Annotated in this window: 19 protein-coding genes; 6 read left to right on the top strand and 13 right to left on the bottom strand. The window is 70.7% G+C overall.

What is annotated here, in order from left to right; genetic code table 11:
* The first annotated feature begins 63 nt into the window (after positions 1-63).
* Positions 64-1767 carry a hypothetical protein gene (locus tag OG453_RS10675; RefSeq protein WP_266866797.1) on the top strand — a complete coding sequence of 568 codons (1704 nt, stop codon included), beginning with the start codon at positions 64-66 and terminating at the stop codon, positions 1765-1767.
* Between the two features lie 14 nt (positions 1768-1781).
* On the opposite strand, the gene OG453_RS10670 is transcribed toward OG453_RS10675, so the two are convergent.
* The 9 genes from OG453_RS10670 to iolC all read right to left on the bottom strand — a co-directional run bounded on the left by OG453_RS10670 (position 1782) and on the right by iolC (position 15657).
* Positions 1782-3467: a VWA domain-containing protein gene (locus OG453_RS10670; RefSeq protein ID WP_266866795.1), complete on the bottom strand. Its 1686-nt coding sequence runs from the start codon at positions 3465-3467 to the stop codon at positions 1782-1784.
* Between the two features lie 121 nt (positions 3468-3588).
* The gene (locus OG453_RS10665; protein WP_266866793.1) at positions 3589-4599 is read right to left on the bottom strand and encodes a pentapeptide repeat-containing protein; all 1011 of its coding nucleotides are present in this window, start codon (positions 4597-4599) and stop codon (positions 3589-3591) included.
* Positions 4600-5602: 1003 nt separating this feature from the next.
* On the bottom strand, positions 5603-6496 hold the full coding sequence (locus OG453_RS10660) for an ABC transporter permease (RefSeq protein ID WP_266866791.1): 894 nt from the start codon (positions 6494-6496) through the stop codon (positions 5603-5605).
* Positions 6493-9219 carry an alpha/beta fold hydrolase gene (locus OG453_RS10655; RefSeq protein WP_266866789.1) on the bottom strand — a complete coding sequence of 909 codons (2727 nt, stop codon included), beginning with the start codon at positions 9217-9219 and terminating at the stop codon, positions 6493-6495. The genes OG453_RS10660 and OG453_RS10655 overlap by 4 nt, the downstream gene beginning before the upstream one ends.
* Before the next feature lie 262 nt (positions 9220-9481).
* Positions 9482-10984: a CoA-acylating methylmalonate-semialdehyde dehydrogenase gene (gene mmsA, locus OG453_RS10650; protein ID WP_266866787.1), complete on the bottom strand. Its 1503-nt coding sequence runs from the start codon at positions 10982-10984 to the stop codon at positions 9482-9484.
* Between the two features lie 64 nt (positions 10985-11048).
* Positions 11049-12932, bottom strand: a complete 1884-nt coding sequence (iolD, locus tag OG453_RS10645; RefSeq protein ID WP_266866785.1) for a 3D-(3,5/4)-trihydroxycyclohexane-1,2-dione acylhydrolase (decyclizing) — start codon at positions 12930-12932, stop codon at positions 11049-11051.
* Positions 12929-13741, bottom strand: a complete 813-nt coding sequence (iolB, locus tag OG453_RS10640) for a 5-deoxy-glucuronate isomerase (protein WP_266866784.1) — start codon at positions 13739-13741, stop codon at positions 12929-12931. The genes iolD and iolB overlap by 4 nt, the downstream gene beginning before the upstream one ends.
* A 9-nt stretch (positions 13742-13750) precedes the next feature.
* Entirely contained in the window at positions 13751-14632 is an 882-nt protein-coding gene (locus OG453_RS10635; RefSeq protein WP_266866782.1) for a deoxyribose-phosphate aldolase, read from the bottom strand.
* A complete protein-coding gene (gene iolC / locus OG453_RS10630) occupies positions 14629-15657 on the bottom strand; it encodes a 5-dehydro-2-deoxygluconokinase (protein WP_266866780.1) in 1029 nt (342 codons plus the stop codon). Before iolC ends, OG453_RS10635 begins: the two co-directional genes overlap by 4 nt.
* Before the next feature lie 133 nt (positions 15658-15790).
* Here iolC and OG453_RS10625 point away from each other — a divergent pair, with 133 nt between their 5' ends.
* A complete protein-coding gene (locus OG453_RS10625) occupies positions 15791-16690 on the top strand; it encodes a sugar phosphate isomerase/epimerase (RefSeq protein ID WP_266866778.1) in 900 nt (299 codons plus the stop codon).
* Between the two features lie 106 nt (positions 16691-16796).
* Here the strand turns inward: OG453_RS10625 and OG453_RS10620 are convergent, their stop codons facing one another.
* On the bottom strand, positions 16797-17027 hold the full coding sequence (locus OG453_RS10620) for a hypothetical protein (RefSeq protein WP_266866776.1): 231 nt from the start codon (positions 17025-17027) through the stop codon (positions 16797-16799).
* A 270-nt stretch (positions 17028-17297) separates the two neighbouring features.
* Between OG453_RS10620 and OG453_RS10615 the strand changes: the two genes are divergently transcribed.
* The 4 genes from OG453_RS10615 (at position 17298) to OG453_RS10600 (ending at position 21126) form a co-directional block, all read left to right on the top strand.
* Positions 17298-17669, top strand: coding sequence for a helix-turn-helix transcriptional regulator (locus tag OG453_RS10615; protein WP_266866774.1), 372 nt, complete (start codon positions 17298-17300; stop codon positions 17667-17669).
* Positions 17670-18118: 449 nt separating this feature from the next.
* Positions 18119-18316 (top strand): AlpA family transcriptional regulator, encoded by a 198-nt coding sequence (locus OG453_RS10610; RefSeq protein WP_266866772.1) that lies wholly within the window; start codon positions 18119-18121, stop codon positions 18314-18316.
* Positions 18317-18473: 157 nt separating this feature from the next.
* The gene (locus OG453_RS10605; protein ID WP_266866770.1) at positions 18474-18797 is read left to right on the top strand and encodes a heavy-metal-associated domain-containing protein; all 324 of its coding nucleotides are present in this window, start codon (positions 18474-18476) and stop codon (positions 18795-18797) included.
* A 91-nt stretch (positions 18798-18888) separates the two neighbouring features.
* Positions 18889-21126, top strand: a complete 2238-nt coding sequence (locus OG453_RS10600; RefSeq protein ID WP_266866768.1) for a cation-translocating P-type ATPase — start codon at positions 18889-18891, stop codon at positions 21124-21126.
* 523 nt (positions 21127-21649) lie between these two features.
* Here the strand turns inward: OG453_RS10600 and OG453_RS10595 are convergent.
* From OG453_RS10595 to OG453_RS10585, 3 genes are all read right to left on the bottom strand, one after another.
* Positions 21650-22996 (bottom strand): citrate synthase, encoded by a 1347-nt coding sequence (locus OG453_RS10595; RefSeq protein ID WP_266866766.1) that lies wholly within the window; start codon positions 22994-22996, stop codon positions 21650-21652.
* A gap of 124 nt (positions 22997-23120) precedes the next feature.
* A complete protein-coding gene (locus OG453_RS10590; protein ID WP_266866764.1) occupies positions 23121-25442 on the bottom strand; it encodes an ATP-dependent RecD-like DNA helicase in 2322 nt (773 codons plus the stop codon).
* Between the two features lie 233 nt (positions 25443-25675).
* Positions 25676-26278 (bottom strand): Uma2 family endonuclease, encoded by a 603-nt coding sequence (locus OG453_RS10585; RefSeq protein WP_266866762.1) that lies wholly within the window; start codon positions 26276-26278, stop codon positions 25676-25678.
* Between the last annotated feature and the right edge of the window lie 28 nt (positions 26279-26306).

Here is a 26306-nt window from a genome sequence, read left to right as displayed (position 1 = left end):
GAATCTCAGCCCGTCCGGCGTTTGAGGACGAACTCGGCGAAGCCGGTGATCGACGGTAAGAACATGACGCCGACGCACTCCTACAGCCGTGAGCCGGACGCCGCCCTGGGGCTGCTCAACAGCAACCGCGGCGGCCCCCTGACCACCCCGCGACCCTACGTACGCGTGGCACTCTGTCTGCTCCCCGCCCTGCTCATCGCGGTCGCCGGGTTCCGGCGGCGCTGGATGTCCGACGACGGGCACATCTATGTCCGTACGGTCCGTCAGATCCTGGCGGGCAACGGACCCGTCTTCAACGCGGGCGAACGCGCCGAGTCCTCCACCGGCACCCTCTGGCAGTGGCTGCTCGCGCTCGTGGGACTGCCCGGCATCGACATCGCGACGGCGGCGATGTACGGCGGGCTGCTGCTCACGGCTGCCGGGTTCGCGTTCGCCTCGCTCGGTGCGCTGCGGCTGTACTCGACGGCCCGGATCCTCCCCCTCGGCTGCCTCGTGCTCCTCGCGCTGCCGCCCGTCTGGGACTTCGCCACCTCGGGCCTGGAGACGGGCCTTGCCACCTGCTGGCTCGCGGGGGCCTGGCTGCTGCTCGTATCGCGGCCGTACTCGGTCGCCACCAGCGTGGTGCTCGGCCTCGGCCCGCTCGTCAGACCGGACCTGGCGCTGGTATCCGCCGTGTTCCTCGGCGCGCAGTGGCTGATGGTGCGTCCTTCGCGGTGGGTGGCGCTCGGCGGGCTCGGCGCGGCGATGGCGCTGCCTCTCGCGTACGAGATCTTCCGGGTCGGCTACTACGGGCAGTTGATGCCGCTGCCGGGCGTGACCAAGGAGGCCTCGCAGAGCCTGTGGGTCCGCGGGGTGTTCTACCTCACGGACTTCGCCGGGCCCTATCTGCTGTGGATGCCCGCCCTGCTGATCGTGGTCGCGGTCCTCCCGTCGGGCCGCGGGCGGGCCGTCATGCCGCCGCTGGTCCCCGCGCTCGCCCCCGTCGTCGCCGGGCTGCTCTGCTGGGCCTACGTCATCAAGGTGGGCGGCGACTTCATGCACGGCCGGATGTTCCTGCCGGGCCTGCTGCTCATGCTCCTGCCCGTCTTCCTGGTGCCCCTCACGCGCGCCTGGGCCATGGCGACGCTCGGCGTCGCCCTGTGGGCCGTGGTCTGCGCGGGCTGGCTGCGCGTTCCGTACGCGGGTCTGATCGGGCCCGGCGGAGTGGCGGACGAGCGCGGTGTGTACGTACGCCAGAACGCCGCCCCGCACCCCCTCCACCACAGCTTCGCGGGCTACGGCGCCAACGCCGACTACGCCCGTCTCGTCCGCGACGCCGCCCGCGCAGGCACGCCCACGCTGTTCCTCGCCAGGACCCCCGTCACCGCCAACTCCCCTACCGTCACCGGCGTCTACAGCACCCTCGGCTTCAGCGGCACGGTCGTCCCGCTGAACGGGGCGGCGCTCGACCCGATCGGGCTCGCCTATCCCCTGGCGGCCCACTCGGAGCGGATCCCCGGCCGGGTGGGCCACGACAAGCGGCTGCCCGACGCGTGGATCTTCGCCGACCGGGGCGACGGCGAACTCCCCGCCGGCCTCGACCCGACGGGCGTCGCCGCGGCCCGCCGGGCACTGGGCTGCGGGCAGCTAGCCGAGCTGCGGGCGGCCACACGGGACCCGATGACGCCCGACAGGTTCTGGCGCAACATCACCGGCTCCTGGGAACGCACGTCCTTCCGCTTCCCGAACGATCCGGTCCGGGCGGAGAAGGAGCTGTGCCGGGGCTGACCGGAAGCGACCGCTCACTCCCGCATCTCACCGCTGCCTCCGCCTCCGTGCCCTCCGGTCAGGCGGTCGGCCTGCTGGACGGCCGTGACGAGATCACGCACGGCCCGGCTGTCCGCGCCCGTGGGCAAGTCCTCGGCGTGCCGGGCGAGTTCGCTGAGGTCGGGTGCGCCGGGCAGGGGCTGCCCGGTGCCGGACGTGTACCGGGGCTCCGGTGTGGGACCGTCCGTGGACGTCGACGTGCTGGTGCTGCTGTCGGGCCGCACGGCTGGGTCGCCGGGCTCGGTCGCCCCCGAGGTCCCGCGCCGCAGCGCGTCCGCGAGGTAAGCGGCGACCGCAGCGGTCCGCAGCCCACCGTCCGCACCCCAAAGCTCGCCCTCCAAGTCCCCCGACTCGATCTGATTCGACTCCTCGTGCGGGGCACGGCTGTCGGGGTCGAGCCAGCGGACGTTGGCGGTCGCCACGTGCCCGCTCGCGCCGGGCTTCATCTGTACGGCATACAGCGCGGTCACGGTATGTCCGGGCCCGACCTCGCCGCCGTCCACGCTGTCGTCGCGGAAGTCGTCGTCGGCGACGTCTCGGTTCTCGTACCCGATGAGCTTGAACCGCTCGACCGTCTCGGGATCGAAGGCGACCTGCGCCTTGGCGTCGCGGGCACGCAGCTCGATGTTGGCCGGCAGCTGCTCGCAGAAGACCTTCTCGGCCTCCTCGCTGTCCGACACGTAGGTGGTGTGCCCGTCCCCCTTGTCGGCGAGGCGTTCCATCAGGGCGTCCCCGTAGTCACTGCCGACACCCACCCCGAAGAGCGTGATGCCATGCTCGCGACGGGCGTCGGATATCCGCTCGAGGATGCCGTCGGCGCTGGTCTCACCGGTGTTGGCGAGGGCGTCGGAGAGCAGCACGACACGGTTGGTGGCACCTTCGCGCTGACCGCGCACGGCGGTGTCGTACCCCGTCCGGATGCCCGCCTCAAGATTGGTGGACTGGGTGGGCTCCATCCGATCGACGGCCGAGTGCACCTTGCCGCGATGGCCCCCGAGACGGGTCATCGGCAGGACGGTCTCCGCGCTGTCGCTGAAGGTGACGAGCGCGACGGAGTCGTCGTCGCGGAGCTGGTCGGTCATGATGCCGAGCGACTCCTTGACGAGGTCGAGCCGCCCCGGCTCGGCCATGGAGCCCGAGACATCGATCACGAAGGTAAGGGCGGCGGGCGGCCGTTCGCCCTGCGACTCCCCGGCACCGGTCGCGAGCCCCACCCGCATCATCGACCACCCATCCGCGTCAGTGCGGGCCCCATCCACATTCACGGAGAACCCGTCGCCCTCGGGCCGGGGATAGTCCTGCCGAAAGCTGTTCACGAACTCCTCCGGCCGCACGGTCGACGGGTCCGGGAGCCTGCCCTCCGCGAGGGTGCGGCGGGCGAAGCCGTAGGAGGCGGTGTCGACATCGAGGGCGAAGGTGGAGAGATAGTCGGGCGGCGGCGCGAAGTCCCGCTCCGCACCGTCCTCCTGCCGCTGGTCGCCGTCCGGCGCGGAGGGCATGGCAGGCGCGGGCATCGGCCCCGTGGCACCGCCGCTGCCGCGGCTCTTGTCCGCGCTGTCGGAGGCACGCTCGCCCCCGCCGCCCCCACTGCATCCGGTGATCAGCAACCCACCGGCCACGGCAGCGGCAACCAACGCCTGCCGTATCTTCCAGGTCCGCATGGTGGTCCCCCTTGCTTCGTCAGCACTCGTGACTGTGACGCCGGGGGCGGGCGGCGGGATCGCTCGGGGATGTTGCGGAAGCGTCTCGATGTGGCTACGACGAGCCGGGCCATGACGATCCTCACCCGCCATGCGCGGGGTCCTGCGGGAAGAGGCTCAGGGGTCGCAGCGGCGGCGCGTCCTGTGCCGGGAGCACTCCGGCGGCTGCCGCGTCGAACCCTCGGGGCCAGACCGTGGTGGTGTCGGCCACGGCACCGGTGAGCATGGCCTCGGCCAGGTTGGTGCCCGTCAGAACAGCGCCGCGCAGATCGGCCATCTCGAATCGCGCACCATCGACGACTGCCGCCGTCAGATCGGCATTGCTGAGGTCCGTGGCCCGCAGGTCGGTGCCGTCGAGCCGGGCGTGACACAGCAGTACGGACCGCAGAGAGGCCTGCCGCAGGTCGGCTTTCATGAGAATGGCTCTGACCAGCCACGTTCCGGACAGGTCGACTCTCTTCAGATTGGCGCCCTGTAGGTGCACGTTCGTCAGATCGGCATAGTGCAGGTCCGCATCGGCGAGATTCGCGTAGTCCAGCATCGAGCGCCGTAGATCCACTCGCTGAAGACGCAGTTCCTGACCCTCGGGTCGCGGAGCACGTCCGAGCACCGTGACCGCAGCGTGCACATCCGGGGAACGCACGACCAGCAGGGAGTCACCCGCGTGCGCCAAGGCCACTTCATGGCTGTGCGCGATGTCGCGGGGGGTCGGACGGGCATCGAGCGGTGTGGCGAGCGCGTTGCGCTGAGCGAAGAGGCAGAGCACCTCGGCGACGGTGGCGCGGTCGTCCCGGGAGTCGACGGCGACCCTCTCCAGGGCGAAGACCGCGCCGATGCGTACCTCCACGCTCGGACTGCCCAGCTGCTCGACCGCGGCGGTGAATCGGTTGCTGAGCTGCCCGTATCGCGTCACCTGCAGTTGCCGCCAGGTGAAGAACGCTCCCACCAGCAGAGCCATCCCGGCCAGCCCTTGGAGCAGGGTGGTCCGAATGTCGTTGATCGCCTTCGCGCGGTCCGGGACACGAGCCCCGGCGGTGTCCCAGCCCAGCAGATGGCGCGGCGCCAGGACGACGATCAGCACGACGACGCTCACGCTTGCGACTGCCGCGCCGACGCCCAGCAGCCACGACCGGTCAGGGCCTTGCGCCGCAGGTTCCGGCGCTTCCCGCACCCGGTGCCCGGGCAGGACTTGGGGCTGCCGGCCCCGTCCCCTTCCCCTTGTACGCGCCATCCCTACGAGGTTACGTTCCGCGTGGTGTGCGGTGGGGGGCTTTGCCGGGCCTGTGGCTTTGATCGGCGCCGGGGCCGCCCGGTTCTCCCGAGAGTGGCGGTTCCGGGCCGGGAATCAAGGGCGCTCCGCTGCGCTGCGCGTCGGCTGCGCCGATTCCGCTGCGCTCCACCCTTGACACCCAACCCTCCACCGCGAGAGGCGAATTGACCGGGCGGCCACGAAGCGGGGCTCACGGGGACGGGTCCGTGGGGTGTCCGGCTTTCCTGCCGGGTGCGGACTAGTTCGTATCAGCGCAGCCGGGTGGGAGGGGTGCGCGGCCGGTCCGGGGATCGGCACCGGTCTCGTCAAGCGTCTACCGGCCGGATCTTCCGGGGTGACCGTCACGGTCATGGGCAGGTGGGGGGGGTGGGGGACCTACTTTGGAAAAGTAGTGTTCTGACACAAGGGGGGCGCGCGGCACTACGAAACGCAACTTTGCCGAAGTAGGTTCCCCACACCCCCTCTCTCTCCCGGTCAGGGCCGGAAGATCCGGTCGGCAGACGCTTGACGAAACCGGCCACCCATCCCCGAACCGACCGCGCACCCCTCCCACTCGGCTGCACTGATACGAACTAGTCCGCACCCGGCCGCGAAGCCTGATGACCCGACCGGCGGTCCCCGAGAGCCCCGCTTCCAGGGCCGCCCGGTCATATGGCTTCGCGCGGTGGAGGGTTGGGTGTCAAGGGTGGAGCGAAGCGGAATCGGCGCAGCCGACGCGACGAAGGAGCGCCCTTTACACCCGGCCCGGAACCGCCAACCTCGGGACAACCGGGCGGCCCCGGTACGAACACCACCACAGGCCCACCAAAACCCCCGGCAGGGAACCTCAGCTGACCACGTCCTTCCGCGCAAACCCCCGGAACGCCAACGCGAACAGCACCACCGCGTACGTCACCGAGACCGCCGCCCCCTGAATCATCCCGCCCCACTCCGGCCGAGGCTGAATCGCGTCCGCCCACGCGAACTGCCAGTGCGCCGGCAGGAAATCGCGCCAGCTGCCCAGCGCCGTCACCGCGTCCAGGACGTTGCCCACGATCGTCAGGCCGACCGCCCCGCCGACCGCGCCCAGAGGCGCGTCCGTCTTCGTCGAAAGCCAGAACGCGAGCCCGGCAGTCACCAGTTGGGACACGAAGACATACGCCACGACGATCACGAGGCGCTGCGCCGCCGTGCCCGCCGGCATCGTGCCGCCGGTCGGGATCTCCAGCGGGCCCCAGCCGTACGCCGCCGTACCGACCGCGAAGGCGATCAGAGGGAGCAGGATCATGGCCGCCGCGCTCAGGCCCAGCGCGACGGCCAGTTTGGACCAGAGGAGGCGGGCTCGCGGTACGGGGGCCGCCAGCAAGTAGCGCAGGGACGACCAGCTTGCCTCTGAGGCGATCGTGTCTCCGCAGAACAGGGCCACGGGGATGACCAGCAGGAAGCCCGCCGACACGAACAGACACGTCGCCGCGAAGTTCGCGCCGGACGCGGTGGCCGTGTCCATCAGCGTCACCCGGCCGTTCTCGGCGCCCGGCGACCCCGCGACGGCGAAGGCAATGAGCAGGATGAACGGCAGCAGGCCCATCACCGCGCCCATCACCAGCGTGCGGCGCCGCTTCAGCTGGCGTACCGCCTCGACCCGCAGCGGCAGCGTCCGCCCCGGGCGGTAGCCGGGCGCGGTCTCGACGAGCCTGGGCCCAGCCGTGGGCACGGGCTCTTGCTCAGTGATGGCGCTCACGCGGAGTCCCCTCCGATCAGGGTCAAGAAGGCGTCCTCAAGGCGGCGGTGCGGGCCGAGGGCGTCCACGGGCAGCTCCAGGCGCACCAGTTCGGGCAGCAGCCGTGCGGCGCTCGCGCCGTCCGTGCCGTCGAGCCGCACCAGGAGGCCGCCGTCGGCGCGGACCGCCGAAGCCACGCCGGGCAGCGCGGCGACCTTGTCGACCAGCGGGTCGGAGATGTCGTCCGCGAGGCCAACGAGCAGGGTGTCGCCGGAGCCGACGATCTCGGACACCGGGCCCGCCTGGACGAGACGGCCGCGGTCCATGACCACCAGGTGGGTGCAGGACTGTTCGACCTCCGCCAGGAGATGGCTGGAGACGATGACCGTGCGGCCGCCCTCGGCGTACCGGATCATCACCTCGCGCATCTCGCGGATCTGCGGCGGGTCGAGGCCGTTGGTCGGTTCGTCGAGGATCAGCAGGTCCGGCAGGCCGAGCATCGCCTGGGCGATGGCGAGCCGCTGCCGCATGCCCTGGGAGTACGTCCGCACCGCGCGGGCAAGCGCGTCGCCGAGCCCCGCGATCTCCAGCGCCTCGTCCAGGTGGGCGTCCCCGGCGGGGCGTCCGGTGGCCTTCCAGTACAGCTCCAGGTTCTCCCGGCCGGAGAGGTGCGGGAGGAATCCGGCGCCCTCGACGAAGGCGCCGACCCGGGAGAGGACGGGGGCGCCCGCCCGGATCGCCTGCCCGAAGACGCGGATCTCGCCCGCGTCGGGGCGGATCAGGCCCATCAGCATGCGCAGGGTCGTCGTCTTGCCCGCGCCGTTCGGCCCCAGGAGGCCGAGCACCTGGCCCCGCTCCACGCGGAAGGACACGTCACGGACCGCGTACCGGTCCGTCGACTTCGCGTACCGCTTGCTCAAGTCCGTGATCTGCAGCGGGACTTCGGCGAGCTGCGGGTCCGGCGCGGGCGCCGTCGTCCGGCGCCGCGCGGTCAGCAGGAGCCCGAGCGCGATGACCGCCCCGGCGAGCGGCAGCCACCACACCCAGGAGGGCAGCGGCGCGGCCGCCGTCTTCACGCCGGGCGCGGTCGGGACCGACAGGTCGCTCTTGAGGGACACCGTGTACGTGGTGGGCTCCGCCGGAGAGGCATAGCCCAGGTCCGTCGAGGAGAGGACGAGGCGGAGGCGGTGGCCCTTCTGCAGGTCGTGGTCGACGGCGGGCAGGGTCAGGTCGACGTCCTTGCCGCCCTTGGCTCCCGCGCCCTCCACCCTTACCGGCGCGACCAGTTGCGCGGGCAGCACCGGCTGCTCGTCGCCCGGACCCACGTCGTACACCTTCCCGAAGAGCACCGCGTCGTCGCTCTCGGACTTCACGTGCACCCGCACGGTCGGCGATCCGGTGAGCCGCACGTCGTCCTTCAGCGGCGCCGACTCGAACGCGGCGTACTGCCCGGGGAAGTCGAGGGATACGCCGACGCCGAGCGAGGACAGCTGGGAGAGGCCGCCGCCTCCGACGCCCGGCAGCGCGGAGATCGCGGGCGGCGCGGCCCCCGCCGGATTCTCGAAGCTCTGCTCGCGCCCGGCGACCGCACGCCGGTCCTCGCTTCCGGCGGCGCCCTGCCCGAACGCGCCCCCGGCCGCGATTCCGGGTGCGCTGCCGGTCAGCGGCACCTTGCGGAGGCCGCTCTCCAGGCCCGGATACCGGTCCGCGCTCGCGCCGCGCAACGTGGCGGCGCCATCGGTGGAGTCGATGCCTCCGGTGCGCGTGACCCGGAACGCCGGTCCCGTGTCCGCGCTCTTGTCGTCCTTCAGATAGCGGTCGAACCACGACCCGATGCGGGCGTTCACCCGGCCCGTCTCGCGGTCCCCGCCGTCATGGCCGCCGGAGATCCAGTCGACGGAGACGGGTGCGTGGTTGCCGCGGATCGCCTTGGCCATCGCGTCGGCCTGGCCCAGCGGGAAGAGGGAGTCGGACTGGCCCTGCACGATCAGGGCGGGCACCTTGATGCGGTCGCCGACGGCGGACGGGCTGCGGTCCGCGAGGAGCTCGCGGGCCCGGTCGTCCGGCTTCCCGGAGACCGCGACCCGGTCGTACATCTCGCAGAGCTGCTTCTCGAACCGGTCGCAGCCGCCGCCCGTGCTGATGAAGAGGCCCGCCCAGAGCTTCTTGAACACGCCGTCGGGGAAGAGTGCGTCGCTGAGGTTCCAGTACGTGATCTGGGGGGCGATGGCGTCCACGCGCTGGTCGTGCCCTGCGGCGAGGAGGGAGATCGCGCCGCCGTACGAGGCGCCGGTGAGGCCCACCCGCGGGTCGCCGTCCTTGTCCAGCTCCACCTCGGGGCGGTCGGCCAGCCAGTCGATCAGCCGGGAGACGTCGGAGACCTCGCCCTTCGGGTCGTTCAGGCCGATCTTGCCGGTGGACCTGCCGAAGCCGCGGGCGGACCAGGTGAGCACGGCATAGCCCTCGCGGGCGAGGTCTTCGGCCTGGTCCCGCACATCGGCCTTGCTGCCTCCGAAGCCGTGGCCGATGAGGACGGCCGGGCGCTTCGCGTCGCTGTCGCCCGCGGTGAAGTACGACGTATCGATCTTCGCGCCGCCCGCGCTCCTCATCTCCATGACGCGGTCCGAGCGGTGCACGGCGGGGGCGTCGTCCGATGCCACCGCCGTCCAGGTGCCCGCGCCCACCAGCACCGCGAGGGCGGCGCCGGCGGCGAGCAGTCCGCGCTTGGGCAGTCGTAGATCCATGCGTCAACCGTACGGGCGGGGGCCGACATCCGAGGCAGCCGCCGGGGTGAACCCGCTTACCTACCTGGGGAGTAGGCGCGGGCTCCCATGTACGACGGGTGCGGTACGAGCGGCCCCCGGACCCCGCTCCTCAAACGCCGGACGGGCTGGATCTCCAGCCCGTCGAGGGGGTGCCTCCCTGCTCTTTAAGAGCTTGGGGGAGTTTGAGGACGAACTCGGCGAAGCCGGTGATGAACGGGGCGCACCGCCCGGCGCGCAGCCGCTAGTGGTTGCGCGGGAATCCCAGGTCGACGCCCGCCGGGGCGTCCGACGGGTCCGGCCAGCGCGTGGTGATCACCTTGCCGCGCGTGTAGAAGTGCGTGCCGTCGTTGCCGTAGATGTGGTGGTCGCCGAAGAGCGAGTCCTTCCAGCCACCGAAGGAGTGGTAGCCCACCGGCACGGGGATCGGCACGTTCACGCCGACCATGCCCGCCTCGATCTCCAGCTGGAAGCGGCGCGCGGCGCCCCCGTCACGGGTGAAGATCGCGGTGCCGTTGCCGAACGGCGAGGCGTTCATCAGCGCCACGCCCTCCTCGTACGTGTCGACCCGCAGCACGCAGAGCACCGGGCCGAAGATCTCGTCCTGGTAGGCCTTCGCGGAGGTCGGCACCCGGTCGAGCAGCGAGAGGCCGATCCAGTGGCCGTCCTCGTGGCCCTCGACAGTGTAGCCCGTGCCGTCGAGCACGACCTCGCAGCCCTCGGCCTTCGCGCCCGTCACGTACGAGGCGACCTTGTCGCGGTGCGCGGCCGTGATGAGCGGGCCCATCTCGGACGTCGGGTCGTTGCCGGGACCGATCTTGATCTTCTCGGCGCGCTCCTTGATCTTCGCGACCAGCGCGTCACCGACGGAGCCGACCGCGACCACGGCCGAGATGGCCATGCAGCGCTCGCCCGCCGAGCCGTAGGCCGCGGAGACCGCGGCGTCCGCGGCCGCGTCCAGGTCGGCGTCCGGCAGGACCAGCATATGGTTCTTGGCGCCGCCGAGCGCCTGCACGCGCTTGCCGTTGGCGGACGCGGTGGTGTGGATGTAGCGGGCGATGGGCGTCGAGCCGACGAAGGAGACGGCGGCCACGTCCGGGTGCTCGAGCAGCGCGTCCACGGCCACCTTGTCACCGTGTACGACGTTGAAGACGCCGTCCGGCAGACCGGCCTCGCTCAGCAGCTCGGCGATCTTCATCGACGCCGACGGGTCCTTCTCCGACGGCTTCAGGATGAAGGTGTTGCCGCACGCGATGGCCAGCGGGAACATCCACATCGGCACCATGGCCGGGAAGTTGAACGGCGTGATGCCGGCGACGACGCCGAGCGGCTGGCGGATGGACGACACGTCGACGCGCGATGCCACCTCCGTCGACAGCTCGCCCTTCAGCTGCACGGTGATCCCGCACGCCAGGTCGACGATCTCCAGGCCACGGGCGACCTCGCCGAGCGCGTCCGAGTGCACCTTGCCGTGCTCGGCGGTGATCAGCTCGGCGATCGCGTCACGGTTGGCGTCGAGCAGCGCGCGGAAGGCGAAGAGCACCGAGGTGCGCTTGGCGAGGGACGACTTGCCCCACGTCTCGTACGCGGCCTTCGCGGAGGCGACGGCGGCGTCCACCTCGTCCACGGAGGCGAAGGCGACCTGGGTGGTGACGGCGCCGGTCGCCGGGTCGGTCACCGGACCGTACGTAGCCGACGCACCCTCGACGGTCTTCCCACCGATCCAGTGATTGACGGTCTTCGTCATGATCAAGCATCCCTACTCTCAGCTGGCGGCGGCACTCGCACAGGTCTCACAGGCCTCACAGGCCTCACAGATGGCGGCGTCGGGCTGTGACGTGCCGGTCGTACTCTTCTCTGGCCTTGACCGCCGACGGTCGGGTCGCTGTCTCGGCCACGGGCACATCCCACCATGCCTGCGCGGGGGGCGGGCCCGACACTGTGTCTGCCGTTTCCGTCTCGATGTAGACACATGTGGGCCGGTCGGCCGAGCGCGCATCGGCGAGGGCATCGCGCAGGTCACCGACGGTTTTGGCGCGGATCACCCGCATCCCGAGCGAGGCCGCGTTGGCCGCGAGATCAACGGGCAGCGGGGCATCCGTGTACGTCCCGTCCGGCGCCCGGAAGCGGTAGGCGGTGCCGAAGCGCTCGCCGCCCACGGACTCGGAGAGGCCGCCGATGGACGCGTACCCGTGGTTCTGCAGGATCACGATCTTGACCGGAATGTTCTCCTGGACGGCCGTGACGATTTCGGTGGGCATCATGAGATATGTCCCGTCGCCGACCAGCGCCCAGACGTGGTGGTCCGGGGCGGCCATCGCGACGCCGATCGAGGCGGGGATCTCGTATCCCATGCAGGAGTAGCCGTACTCGACGTGGTACTGGCGCGGCGAGCGGGCCCGCCACAGCTTGTGCAGATCACCGGGGAGCGACCCGGCGGCGTTGATGATCACGTCCTGCTCCGTGACCAACTCGTCGAGCAGGCCGAGGACTTGGGCCTGAGTGGGCCGTACGTCGGGTTCGTCGACCGCGTACGCCGCGTCGACGCGCTGCTCCCAGCGCACCTTGTCGTCGGTGTACTCGGCGGCATAGGCGTCCGTGACGCGGTAGCCGTCGAGCGCCCCGGTCAGGGCCCGCAGCCCGGCGCGCGCGTCGGCGATCAGCGGGGTGCCCGCCATCTTGTGACCGTCGAAGGACGTGATGTTGAGGTTGAGGAAGCGGACGTCCGGCGCGGCGAAGAGCGTCCCGGAGGACGTCGTGAAGTCGCTGTAGCGGGTGCCGACGCCGATCACCAGGTCGGCGGTGCAGGCCAGTTCGTCGGCGGTCGCGGTGCCGGTGTGCCCGATGCCGCCGACGTCCGCCGGGTGGTCGAAGCGCAGGGACCCCTTGCCGGCCTGTGTGGAGGCGACCGGGATCCCGGTGGCGTCGGCGAGCTCACGCAGCGCGTCCTCGGCGGCGCTGTGGTGCACTCCGCCGCCCGCGACGATCAGGGGGCGCAGGGAGTCCCGTACGAGCCGTGCGGCGGCGGCGAGCTCCTGCGGGTCGGGCGCCTGGCGGCGTACGGCCCAGGTCCGTTCCGCGAAGAACTCCGCCGGCCAGTCGTACGCCTCCGCCTGCACGTCCTGCGGCAGGGCGAGCGTGACGGCGCCGGTGGCGGCCGGGTCGGTGAGCACGCGCATCGCGGCGAGCGCGGCCGGGATCAGGGCCTCGGGCCGGGTGATCCGGTCGAAGTACTTGGACACCGGCCGCAGACAGTCGTTCACCGACACATCGCCCGCGTACGGGACTTCGAGCTGCTGGAGCACCGGGTCGGCGGGTCGGGTCGCGAAGGTGTCGCCGGGCAGCAGCAGGACCGGCAGATGGTTGACGGTCGCGAGCGCGGCGCCGGTGACGAGGTTGGTCGCGCCGGGCCCGATGGAGGTGGTGACGGCGTGCGTGGAGAGCCGGCCGGACTGGCGGGCGTACCCGACGGCGGCGTGCACCATGGCCTGCTCGTTGCGCCCCTGGTGGTAGGGCATCTCATCGGCGTACTCGACGAGCGCCTGGCCGATCCCCGCCACGTTCCCGTGCCCGAAGATGCCCCAGGTGGCGCCGATGAGCCTCTGCCGACGGCCGTCCCGCTCGGTGAACTGCCGGGACAGGAAGCGGACGAGCGCCTGCGCGGTGGTGAGCCTCACCGTGTTCGTCACGGTCATCGGTATCCCTCCGTGTGATCGGGGTGGAAGCAGATCCGCCACTCCCGCTCGGGCCCCGGTCCCGCCATCACGTTCAGGTAGTACATGGCGTGCCCCGGCTGGGCGATGGAAGGCCCGTGCCAGCCGTCGGGGACGAGCACGGCGTCGCCGGTGCGCACCTCGGCGAGGACGTCGGTGCCGCCGGGGCGGGAGGGGAACACGCGCTGATACCCGAAGCCTTCGTGTCCGCCCGGCGACTCGATCTCGAAGTAATAGATCTCTTCGAGCTCGGTCTCCAGGCCGGGGCGGTTCTCGTCGTGCTTGTGCGGCGGGTACGAGGACCAGTTGCCGCCCGGTGTGATCACCTCGACGGCGATGAGACGGTCGCAGTCGAAGGCGTCGGCGGACGCGAAGTTGCGGACCTCGCGGGCGCAGTTGCCGCTGCCGCGTCGTTCGACGGAGACCTCCGGCGCGGAGCCGTAGCGGGCGGGGAGTCGACGCTCGCACTTCGCTCCTGCCAGGGCGAAGCGGCCTCCCGCGCCGGAGGCGATCTGGATCTGGGCATCACGGGGCACATAGGCGAAGTCGCTGACTCCGCTGAACACGCCGTCCCGGCCCAGCAGTTCGATGATCTCGCCTTCCGCCTGCACCGTACAGCCGCCGGTCAGCGGGAGCACGATCCATTCACTCTCTCCGGTGGCGAAGGAGTGCGTGGTGCCGGGCTCCAGTTCGATCACCCGTAGCTCGGAATGGCTGAGTCCGGTCCGCTTGGGACCGAGGTCGAGGACGTACGGCGGCTCGACCGCACTGCCCTTCGGTACGTACGTCATGTGGCCCTCCTACAGCAGTCCGACGGCGGTGTCGACCGCGCCCGCCACGTCCCCGTCCGCCGGGTACAGCAGCGTGCGCCCCGCGACGAGCCCTTGGACGGTGGGCAGTTGCAGGGCGCCGCGCCACTTCTCGTACGCGGCGTCACTGTCGTCCCCCAGATCACCGCCGAGCAGCACGGCGGGCAGTGTGCTGGTCTCCATGACCCGCTCCATGTCGTCCGGGTTCTCGGTGACGGGGACCTTCAGCCAGGTGTACGCCGATGTCCCGGCGAGGCCGGAGGCGATGGCGATGGACGTGGTGACGGCGTCGGCGCTCAGATCGTTGCGCGGCGGTCCGCCGTCCGCCGGGCGGCGGCAGAGGAACGGCTCCACGAAGACGGGCAGCCTGCGGGCGGCCATCGCGTCGACGGCCCGTGCGGCGGCGTCCATGGTGGCGAGCGATCCGGGGTCGTCGTAGTCGACCCGCAGCAGCAGCTTCCCCGCGTCGAACCCGAGCCGTTCCAGATCCTCTGCGCGATACCCGGTGAACCGGTCGTCCAGCTCGAACGAGGCCCCGGCGAGTCCACCCCTGTTCATGGAACCCATGACGACCTTCCCGTCGAGGGCGCCGAGCAGGAGGAGATCCTCCAGGATGTCGGCGGTGGCGAGCACGCCGTCCACGCGGGGGCGCGAGAGCGCGAGACAGAGCCGTTCGAGGAGGTCCCCGCGGTTGGCCATGGCGAACGGACGTCCCCCCACGGAGAGAGCGCCGCGTGCGGGGTGATCGGCAGCGATGATCATCAATCGCCCGCCGTCGCCGAGGAGAGGCCGCCGGGTACGGCGGGAAGCGGCCTCAGCGATGGCTTCTGGGCGGGAGGCCCTGATGCGGGTGAGCCCGGCGATATCAGTCACCGTCGATCACCGGCTTCGCCGAGTTCGTCCTCAAGTGCCGGACGGGCTGAGATTTCCCCCGCCTCAACCGCCGCCTCGACCTCATCAGGGAACGGCATGGCGGACGAGCACTCCAGCCGCGAAGCGACAATCGCCCCCGCCGCATTGGCGTACCGCATGACCCGCTCAAGCCCCCACCCCCCGAGCAACCCATGACACAGCGCCCCGCCGAACGCGTCCCCCGCCCCCAGACCGTTCAGGACGGTCACGGGCAAGGGCGGCACCTCGGCGACCTCCCCGGAGCGGCTGACGGCGAGCACACCCTTCGGGCCCTGTTTCACCACGGCCAGCTCAACTCCCGCCGCCAGCAAGGCCCGAGCGGCGGCGTACGGCTCCCGCTCCCCCGTCGCCACCTCAACCTCGTCGAGATTGCCGACGGCGACGGTCGCGTGCCGCAGGGCTTCGGCGTAGAAGGGTCTGGCTTCCTGCGGGTCGCTCCAGAACATCGGCCGCCAGTCCAGGTCGAAGACGGTGACCTCGCGCCGGCTCCTGGCCGCGAGCGCCGCCAGCGTCGCCGAGCGGCTGGGCTCCGCGCTCAGCCCCGTACCCGTCATCCAGAACACCCGCGCGGCGGCGATCGCGCCGAGGTCGAGTTCGCTCTCGTACATCTCCAGGTCGGGCGCCTTCGGCTGCCGGTAGAAGTAGAGCGGGAAGTCGTCGGGCGGGAAGACCTCGCAGAAGGTGACCGGCGTGGGGAGCCCGGCGACCCCCTTCACCCACCGGTCGTCGACCCCGAACTCCCGCAGCGCCCGGTGCAGATACTCCCCGAAGGGGTCCTCGCCCGTGCGCGTGAGGAGCGCCACCCGGCGGCCGAGGCGTGCCGCCGCCACCGCGACGTTCGACGCGGAGCCGCCGAGGTACTTGCCGAAGGTGGTGACCTCGGCGAGCGGCACCCCGGCCTGCAGGGGATAGAGGTCCACCCCGATCCGCCCCATGGTGATGACGTCAAACGGATCGACATACGGATCGGCATACGGATCAGCCACCGTCACCCTGCACTCCCTCTCGGCGTCGCCCACCCCTAGGTCTAATCCCGCCCCACGAACCCTGTCAACACATTGTCCTTACATTCGGACGACTCCTTGACACTCTTCTCCGCCGCCCTGAAAGCTGGCTGCCATGACGACGCTGTCACGCATCCGCATCGGCTCGGCGCCCGACTCGTGGGGCGTGTGGTTCCCCGAGGATCCCGGGCAGGTCCCCTGGAGCCGCTTCCTCGACGAGGTGGCGGACTCCGGATACGAGTGGATCGAGCTCGGCCCGTACGGCTATCTGCCCACCGATCCCGCCGAACTGACCGCCGAGACACAGCGGCGCGGCCTGAAGGTCTCCGCCGGGACGGTCTTCACCGGCCTGCATCACGGGCCCGCCGTCTGGGACAGGACCTGGGAGCACGTGGCCGGTATCGCCGCCCTCACCCAGGCGATGGGCGCCCGGCATCTGGTCGTCATCCCCTCCTTCTGGCGCGACGACAAGACCGGCGAGGTCCTGGAGGACCGCACGCTCACACCGGAGCAGTGGCGCCAGCTCACGCTGCAGACCGAGCGCCTGGCGTACCGGGTGCGCGAGCGGTACGGCCTGCGGGTCGTCGTCCATCCGCACGCGGACACGCACATCGACACCGAGGAGAACGTGACGCGTTTCCTCGACGCGACGGACTCCGACCTCGTCTCGCTCTGCCTGGACACCGGGCACTACGCCTACTGCGGCGGCGACAGCGTCAAGCTCATCGAGACGTACGGCGAGCGCATCGGCTATCTGCACCTCAAGCAGGTCGACCCGGCGGTGCTCGCCGAGGTGCGGGCGCAGGAGATGCCGTTCGGTCCCGCCGTGGCGCGCGGTGTGATGTGCGAGCCGCCGTCGGGGGTGCCCGCCCTGGAGCCGGTGCTCGCGGCGGCGCAGAAGCTGGACGTGGATCTGTTCGCCATCGTCGAGCAGGACATGTATCCGTGCCCGCCGGACAAGCCGGGGCCCATCGCCCGCCGCACCCGCTCGTTCCTGCGTTCCTGCGGCGCCTAGGGGCGGCCCCGATGGCTCCGGGCACCCGGTACGCGCGCTGCCCGCTGGGCAGTTGGGAGGTGGCGCTCGCCGCCCCGCACCCCCGGCTGCGGCCGGGGGTCATCAGCTACCGGGGGATCCGGCTCGCGCTCGGCAGGCCGCGGCGCAGGCTCGAGGTGCCGATCGGCGCGGTGACGCTGATGCTCGGCTTCGAGCGCCCGGTGCGAATCTCCGCGCTCACGGGCGGCGGCCCGGAGCCGGAGAGCGTGTCGCTGGTCTCCGTGCTCTCCGGGCTCGGCACGACGCCGGTGATCGGCGAGCACGACGGGCACCTCGCGGGCATCGAGGTGCTGCTCACGCCGTGGGCCGCGTTCACCCTCTTCGGGACCGCCCTGCACGAGGTGGCCGACCGCAGCCTCGACCCGGACGCGCTGGGCGTGCGGCCCGGCCCCGGCCGCTGGCACTCGATCGCCGAACTCGCCGCGGCGCTGGACTCCCTGCCCTCCTGGAGCACCCGTTTCGCCCTCCTGGAGCACCCGTTTCGCCCTCCTGGAGCACCCGTTTCGCCCTCCTGGACGACGCCTTCGCCCGCTGGTCCGCCGCGGGGCCGCCGGCCGGGGCGCGGACGGTGCGGGCGTGGGGCGAGCTGGTGCGCACCGGGGGCGCCGCCCCGGTCGGGCACATCGCCGATGAAGTCGGCTGGAGCGTACGGCAGCTGGAGAGCCGCTTCCGGGAGCGGATCGGCATCGGGCCCAAGGCCGCGGGCCGGGTGCTTCGGCTGCAGCGGGCACGGCGGATGCTCGCTGCGGGGCGCAGCCAGGCGGAGACGGCGGCGGTCTGCGGCTATTACGACCAGTCGCATCTGAGCGGCGAGTTCAAGGCGATGACGGGCTGTACGCCGCGCGAGTTCGCAGCGGGGCGGCGCACGCCCCGGCCGCTCGAAGGACCACCGGCGGCCGACCGCCTCGCGGACGAACCGACGAGCCTGGTCCTTCTCTAGGGCTGCGGTCTTTAGGGCTGCGGTTTTTTCCAAGACCGGCGGGACGCGCCGGCGGCAGGCTGTTGCCTTCGAGCCAACCGGCGAGGGGGACCCCTTCGGTGCCTGTACGGCACAGGGGTTGCGGGGAAGCCGGTGGACCGGGCTTGGCGCAGCAGGTCCGGTCCACCTCGCTTCGGGCCGCCCCCCTCGCGCTCCGTATCCGTGCGCCCGTTTCGCGCCGCGCTGACGCGCCCCCCTGGATGCATCACACGCGTCACAAAGAACCTCCCCCTGTCACACATGTCCCGTATACGCGGGCCTTGCGTCACAGGCAGTCGACAGCCGCCCCCCTGCGCTCACTCCGCGTCGTTCACCGGGCACAAGGCTGAGTGATCGCCAGCGTCGTGCCGCAGCTCCCCCGACGGCTCCCCCCGAGCCGCCCCTGCGGCACCCGCAGGGAGGTGCCACTGATGACCGACCGAAGGCTCTGGTCGTACAAGGACATCGCCGCACACATCCGGGTGCAGCCCGACACCGTGCGCTCCTACCGCAAGCACGGCCTGCTTCCCGAGCCCGACCACGTGGAGAGCGGCAAGCCCTACTGGTACGCGGACACGATCCGCGCCTGGGTCGCGGCGCGGCCCGGCAACCGGGGGCGCAGGGACTGACCCTCCGAGCGGGCCGCGCAGCGCGCCCCCCTCGTTGAGAAGTACCCCCTAGGGGTATAGTGTGGTGAGCGTCGGGAGGCCCCCGGGGACTCCGGGGCCCCTCCTGCACATTACGTCGCATACGCACATACGCCGCACCCTCACCGAGGAGAACGACATGAGCGCCCAGACCGAGCTCCAGCAGGCCGAGACCGAGACCGCCGGCTCCTGCTGCTCCCCCAGTGGTTCCTGCCACTCGGGCGGCGCCGCCGAGACGCCGCAGGGCGCCGTGACCACCGTGTACGAGGTGACCGGCATGACCTGTGGCCACTGCGAGGGCGCCGTCGCCGGCGAGATCTCGGAGCTCGCGGGCGTCAGCTCGGTCAAGGCGGTGGCCTCCACGGGCCAGGTGACCGTGGTCTCCGACGCCCCGCTCGACGAGGCCGCGGTGCGCGCCGCGGTCGACGAGGCGGGCTACGAGCTGACCGGCGTCAAGGCCTGACCTGCCGCCTGCCGGGTACCCCGGGCCCTGTGGCACCGTCACAGGGCCCGCAGCCACACCATCCCAGTAGTCACGCAGTCACGAGAGAACCATGAACGAAGTCGAACTCGCCGTCGGCGGTATGACCTGCGCCTCCTGCTCGGCCCGCATCGAGAAGAAGCTGAACCGCATGGAGGGCGTGACCGCCTCGGTCAACCTCGCCACGGAGAAGGCGAAGGTCTCGTACGCGGAAGGGACCGAGGTCGCGCAGCTGGTCGCCACGGTCGAGAAGCTCGGCTACACGGCGAAGGAGATCGTCCCCGAGCCCGCCGAACCCGGGGCCGGGGAGCATCCCACCACCGCCGACATCACCGAGCCCGACACCCTGCGGCAGCGGCTCATCGTCTCCGCGCTGCTCTCGCTGCCCGTCGTGCTGCTCGCCATGGTCCCCTCGCTGCAGTTCGACAGCTGGCAGTGGCTCTCGCTGACGCTTGCCGCGCCCGTCGTCGTCTGGGGCGGGTTGCCCTTCCACCGGGCGGCGTTCACGAATCTGCGGCACGGCGCCGCGACGATGGACACCCTGGTGTCCGTGGGCACGCTCGCCGCCTTCGGCTGGTCGCTGTGGGCGCTGTTCCTCGGCGACGCGGGCATGCCGGGCATGCGGCACCCCTTCGAGTTCACGGTGTCGCGCGCCGACGCGGCCTCGACCATCTATCTCGAAGTCGCCTCGGGCGTCATCACGTTCATCCTGCTCGGCCGCTGGCTGGAGGCCCGCTCCAAGCGGCGGGCCGGCGCGGCGCTGCGGGCGCTGCTCGAACTGGGCGCCAAGGACGCGGCCGTGCTGCGGGACGGCAGGGAGGTGCGGGTTCCGGTCGACCGGCTGGCCGTCGGCGACCGTTTCGCCGTACGCCCCGGGGAGACCGTCGCGACCGACGGCACCGTCGTGGAGGGCGCGTCCGCGGTCGACGTGTCGATGCTGACCGGCGAGTCCGTGCCGGTGGACGTGGCGGTGGGCGACGCGGTGACCGGGGCGACCACGAACGTCTCGGGGCGGCTCGTCGTCGAGGCCACCCGTGTCGGCGCCGACACCCAACTGGCCAGGATGGCGCGGCTCGTCGAGGAAGCGCAGACCGGCAAGGCCCAGGTGCAGCGGCTCGCCGACCGGATCGCCGGGGTCTTCGTGCCGGTGGTGCTCCTGATCGCCGTCGCCACGCTCGGCGCCTGGCTCGGCCTCACCGGCGACGCGACCGCGGCCTTCACGGCGGCCGTCGCCGTCCTGATCATCGCCTGCCCGTGCGCGCTCGGCCTCGCGACGCCGACCGCCCTGATGGTCGGCACGGGACGCGGCGCGCAGCTCGGCATCCTCATCAAGGGCCCGGAGGTCCTGGAGTCCACGCGGCGCGTCGACACGGTCGTCCTGGACAAGACCGGGACGGTGACGACGGGCCGTATGACACTGCGCGAGGTGTACGTCGCCGAAGGCACCGACGAGCAGCAACTGCTGCGGCTCGCGGGCGCCCTGGAGCACGCTTCCGAGCACCCCGTGGCACGGGCGGTGGCCGCGGGCGCCGCCGAGCGCCTGGGAATCGGCACCGATGAGCTGCCGCCCGCCGGCACGTTCGAGAGCGTCGCCGGGCTCGGGGTGCGGGGCACGGTGGACGGGCGCAAGGTGCTCGTCGGCCGGGACGGCATCGTCGACGAGGTCGCGGTCCCCGACGGACTCGCCCGCGCGCGGGCCGCCGCCGAGGCCGCGGGGCACACCGCCGTCCTGGTCGCCTGGGGCGGCAGGGTGCGCGGTGTCCTCGGCGTCGCCGACACCGTGAAGGACACCAGCGCCGAAGCGGTGCGCGAACTGCGCGCGCTCGGTCTGACGCCGGTGCTCCTGACGGGCGACAACAGGGCCGTCGCCGCAGCGGTCGCACAGGCCGTCGGCATCGCCCCGGACGCCGTGTACGCCGAGGTCCTGCCCGAGGACAAGGTCGATGTCGTACGACGGCTGCGGGGCGAGGGCAAGGTCGTGGCGATGGTCGGGGACGGGGTCAACGACGCGGCCGCGCTCGCCACCGCCGATCTGGGCCTGGCGATGGGCACGGGCACGGACGCGGCGATCGAGGCGAGCGATCTGACGCTGGTGCGCGGGGACTTGCGCGGCGCGGCCGACGCCATCAGGCTCTCCCGCAGGACCCTCGCCACGATCAAGGGCAATCTCTTCTGGGCCTTCGGCTACAACGTGGCCGCGCTGCCGCTCGCCGCGGCCGGTCTGCTCAACCCGATGATCGCGGGCGCCGCGATGGCGTTCTCGTCGGTCTTCGTGGTGAGCAACAGCCTGCGCCTGAGGACCTTTGCATAGCCTTGAGGTCACTTACATAGCCTCTTCACATACTGGTCGCAGTATCCTCACCCTTGAGCCCCGATCGGCATATCGGGGCCCTTGCGCCCGTTCGGGACATATGCAAGAGACGCAGATCACAATGATCCGAACGTAACCATTGAGGGGGCTCGCGAGTCTAAGAGTGCGATGCCAGAGACGTCTTGGGGGACGTCTCTAGACATCGGGGACATCTTGGGGGATGTTCCTGGAGTGCGTTGGCCGGGGCACGTGCACCGGGGAGCTTGAGCGGCCCTCCCGGTTGGTACGCGTCCCGGCAGATCGCAGCACGGCGCACCACCGCAGACGCCCGGCCGGATCCCGTGGGGGGAATCCGAACCGGGAAAAAGGAAAGCGCCCCGACCGTCGACCCGTGGGGGGATCGGCGGCGGGGCGCTTTTCGCTAGGGCTGGACCGAGCGCCCCGAAGGGCGCGGGGCTGTGACATATGCGGCTACGCCGCGTGGGCGCGACCAGCCACAGCCGGCCTGCAGATTCCGGAAAAGTCAGCGACCCTCGACCGGGACGAAGTCCCGGAGAACCTCACCGGTGTAAATCTGGCGCGGGCGACCGATGCGCGAACCCGGCTCCTTGATCATCTCGTGCCACTGGGCGATCCAGCCCGGCAGACGGCCCAGCGCGAACAGCACGGTGAACATCTCGGTCGGGAAGCCCATGGCCCGGTAGATGAGACCGGTGTAGAAGTCCACGTTCGGGTAGAGCTTGCGCTCGACGAAGTAGTCGTCGGCCAGCGCGTGCTCCTCGAGCTTCAGCGCGATGTCGAGCAGCTCGTCATCCTTGCCGAGGGCCGAGAGGACGTCGTGCGCCGCCGCCTTGATGATCTTCGCCCGGGGGTCGAAGTTCTTGTAGACGCGGTGCCCGAAGCCCATGAGCTTCACGCCGTCTTCCTTGTTCTTCACCTTGCGGATGAAGGTGTCGACGTCGCCGCCGTCCTGCTTGATGCCCTCGAGCATCTCCAGGACGGACTGGTTGGCGCCACCGTGCAGCGGACCCCACAGGGCCGAGATGCCGGCGGAGATCGAGGCGAACATGTTCGCCTGCGAAGAGCCCACCAGACGCACGGTGGAGGTCGAACAGTTCTGCTCGTGGTCCGCGTGCAGGATCAGGAGCTTGTCGAGCGCGGAGACGACGACCGGGTCGAGTTCATAGTCCGCGGCCGGCACGGAGAACGTCATGCGCAGGAAGTTCTCGACGTAGCCGAGGTTGTTGCTCGGGTAGACGACCGGGTGGCCCACGGACTTCTTGTAGGCGTACGCCGCGATCGTCGGAAGCTTGGCGAGAAGGCGGATCGTCGAGAGGTCGCGCTGCTCCTCGTCGAACGGGTTGTGGCTGTCCTGGTAGAACGTCGACAGCGCGCTGACCACGGACGACAGCATCGCCATCGGGTGGGCGTCGCGCGGGAAGCCGTCGTAGAACCGCTTGACGTCCTCGTGCAGCAGCGTGTGCTGCGTGACCTCGTTGCGGAAGGCGGAGAGCTCGTCCACCTTCGGCAGCTCGCCGTTGATCAGCAGGTACGCCACCTCGAGGAAGGTGGAGCGCTCGGCCAGCTGCTCGATCGGATAGCCGCGGTACCGGAGGATTCCCTCTTCGCCGTCGAGGTAGGTGATGGCGGATTTATAGGCGGCGGTGTTGCCATAGCCGCTGTCCAGGGTCACCAGACCGGTCTGGGCGCGGAGCTTCCCGATGTCGAAGCCCTTGTCGCCGACGGTCGAATCGATCACCGGGTAGGTGTACTCGCCATCGCCGTACCGCAGTACTACAGAGTTGTCGCTCACGTCATCCCTCACCGACGTTGTGCCTCTTCTTCGAGGTGCCCTGACTGTCTCTACCATCCCCCATTTGGCCCTGGAGAGTGCACTCGGGGTCGACCATTGGGCCTAATGGCGGCACTCAGTGCCGCCAACCTGCTCATCCTGCCCCGTTCGCCCGGGTTCTGGAAGTGCTCTGTGACCTTTCCTACTCGAATGATCGATCAAAATTTCCGGAGGGCGATCCGGCGGGGGATCCGGAGGGGCTTCGAGAGGTACTTGCCCGGCCGCCCGCGAGCCGAAAATCCAGCGCTGTACAGCGCCTGCCCGCCGAGACCGTGCGTACCGCTTGTCCCAGAGCCTTGCGCGATCCGACCAGAACGACCAGCTTCTTGGCGCGCGTCACCGCCGTATAGAGCAAGTTCCGTTGCAGCATCATCCATGCCCCCGTGGTCACGGGGATCACCACCGCCGGATACTCGCTGCCCTGGGAGCGGTGGATGGTGACCGCGTACGCGTGGGCGAGCTCGTCCAGTTCATCGAACTCGTACGGGATCTGCTCGTCCTCGTCCGTCAGGACCGTGAGCCGCTGCTCGTCCGTGTCGAGGGCCGTGACCACGCCGACCGTGCCGTTGAAGACGCCGTTCTGCCCCTTCTCGTAGTTGTTGCGGATCTGGGTGACCTTGTCGCCGACGCGGAACACCCGGCCGCCGAACCGCTTCTCCGGTACGTCCGGTCTGCTGGGCGTGATGGCCTGCTGGAGCAGCCCGTTCAGGTTGCCGGCGCCCGCCGGGCCCCGGTGCATGGGCGCCAGCACCTGGACGTCGCGGCGCGGGTCGAGGCCGAACTTCGCCGGGATGCGGCGGGCGGCCACGTCCACCGTGAGGCGGCCGGCGTCCTCGGTCTCGTCCTCCACGAAGAGAAAGAAGTCGCTGAGGCCCTGAGTGATGGGCGGAAGGCCGGAGTTGATCCGGTGCGCGTTGGTGACGACCCCGGACTGCTGGGCCTGCCGGAAGATACGGGTCAGCCGAACGGCAGGGACGGGGCTCTCGTCGGTGAGCATGTGCCGAAGCACCTCGCCCGCACCGACGCTCGGCAGCTGATCCACATCGCCCACGAAGAGCAGATGGGCACCCGGCGGAACGGCCTTCACCAGCTTGTTGGCGAGCAGCAGGTCCAGCATGGACGCCTCGTCGACCACGACCAGGTCGGCGTCGAGCGGCCGCTCCTTGTCGTACGCCGCGTCGCCCCCCGGCTTCAGTTCGAGGAGACGGTGCACGGTGGAGGCCTCCGCCCCCGTCAGTTCGGCGAGGCGCTTGGCGGCGCGGCCCGTGGGGGCGGCGAGGACGACCTTCGCCTTCTTGGCGCGGGCCAGCTCCACGATCGAGCGGACGGTGAAGGACTTTCCGCAGCCGGGGCCGCCGGTCAGGACGGCGACCTTGCGGGTCAGGGCGAGCCTGACGGCCTCCTGCTGCTCCGGGGCGAGCTCGGCGCCGGTGCGGCCGGCCAGCCAGGACAGGGCCTTGTCCCAGTCCACGTCGCGGAAGCCGGGCATACGGTCTTCCGTCGTCCTGAGGAGGCGCAGGAGCTGGGCGGAGAGGGAGAGTTCGGCACGGTGGAAGGGGACGAGATAGACGGCGGTGACGTCCTGCTCCCCCTCGGGCCCGGGAACTGCCTCCCGTACGACCCCTTCCTCCTCGCCCGCGAGTTCCGCGAGGCAGTCGATGACGAGCCCCGTGTCGACCTGGAGCAGCTTCACCGCGTCGGCGATGAGCCGCTCCTCCGGGAGGTAGCAGTTCCCCTGGTCGGTGGATTGCGACAGCGCGTACTGCAGTCCCGCCTTGACGCGTTCCGGGCTGTCGTGCGGGATGCCGACGGACTGGGCGATGCGGTCGGCGGTGAGGAAACCGATCCCCCAGACGTCGGCTGCCAGCCGGTAGGGCTCGTTCTTGACGACGGAGATGGAGGAGTCGCCGTACTTCTTATAGATGCGCACGGCGATGGAGGTGGAGACACCGACACCCTGCAGGAAGACCATGACCTCCTTGATGGCCTTCTGCTCCTCCCAGGCGGCGGCGATCATCTTGGTCCGCTTGGGGCCGAGGCCGGGCACTTCCACGAGCCGCTTGGGCTGGGTCTCGATGATGTCGAGGGTGTCGGCGCCGAAGTGGGTGGTGATGCGGTCGGCCATGACGGGGCCGATGCCCTTGATGAGGCCGGAGCCGAGGTAACGGCGGATGCCCTGGACGGTGGCGGGCAGCACCGTCGTGTAGTTCTCCACGGTGAACTGCTTGCCGTACTGGGGATGGGAGCCCCAGCGCCCCTCCATCCGCAGCGATTCCCCCACCTGCGCACCGAGCAGCGAACCGACGACGGTGAGCAGATCGCCGCCGCCGCGGCCGGTGTCCACGCGGGCGACCGTGTACCCGTTCTCCTCGTTGGCGTACGTGATCCGCTCCAGGACACCCTCGACGACCGCGGCACGCGCCGCGGGCACCGATCCCGTCGTCACTCCCACTGGACTCGACATGATCCGACGCTACCGCCGGGCACTGACAGCGCGGGCGCCCTGTGTACAACTCCGGCCTTACAGACCCGTGGGGGCCCGGTCTTCTCCCGACCGGGCCCCCACGGGTCTCCCCTCCCCTGCCGGCCCTCCGCGAATCCCCCCGGATCCCCCCTGCGGAAGCCCTGACACCAAGTACGACCCTCTTCGGGCGAGAAGGGTTGTACGGCGGCAGCGGGCAACCTTTCAGCAAGGCGTCAGAATTCGGTGAGCTCCGTGAGGTCGATCTCCACGGGGAACGGCACTTCCGTCGTCAGCTTGTCGTGGTGCACCGGATGCATGGGAGCGGGAATGTACGACCGCGTCTCGGCGTGCAGCCAGTATTCGTGGACCGCGAGCCGGTGGTCACGGTCGAGCTCCACGCGCCAGTAGCAAGCCACTTTGGCCCCGGCGAACAGCGCGGGCTTGCGGACTCGGTCGTCCTGACGGGAGCCCGGGGAGACCACCTCGACGGCCAGGGCCACCTTGTCGACGGGAACGCACTCGGTCTCGAAGAAGCTGAGCCCACGCGGATCGAAGACGATCGCGTCGGGCTTTGGGGTGTTCTGGTCGTCGAGCATGACGCACTGCTCGATCACGACGGCATACGGGTCGACAGCGGCCGCCTCCAATGCGTACGCGATCCTGTCCCGGACCCGGTTGTGCCAGAACTTGGTCTGCCCGCGAGGCATGATCATTCCGTCCACGAGTTCCCAGTCGAACGGCAGCTCCAAGTGCTTGACCTGGTCAAAGGTCCAGCCGTCTGCCGGCGGGAACATCCAGGTTTCCTCGGTGGCCTGCTCCTGCCGATGGTTCGTCATCACTGCTCCCATGGGCGCGAGTCTGGAC

This window comes from Streptomyces sp. NBC_01381 (genome assembly GCF_026340305.1).
GTDB lineage: Bacteria > Actinomycetota > Actinomycetes > Streptomycetales > Streptomycetaceae > Streptomyces.
The sequence above is the reverse complement of the archived record's forward strand: the minus strand, read 5'-3'. Positions and strand labels throughout refer to the sequence as shown.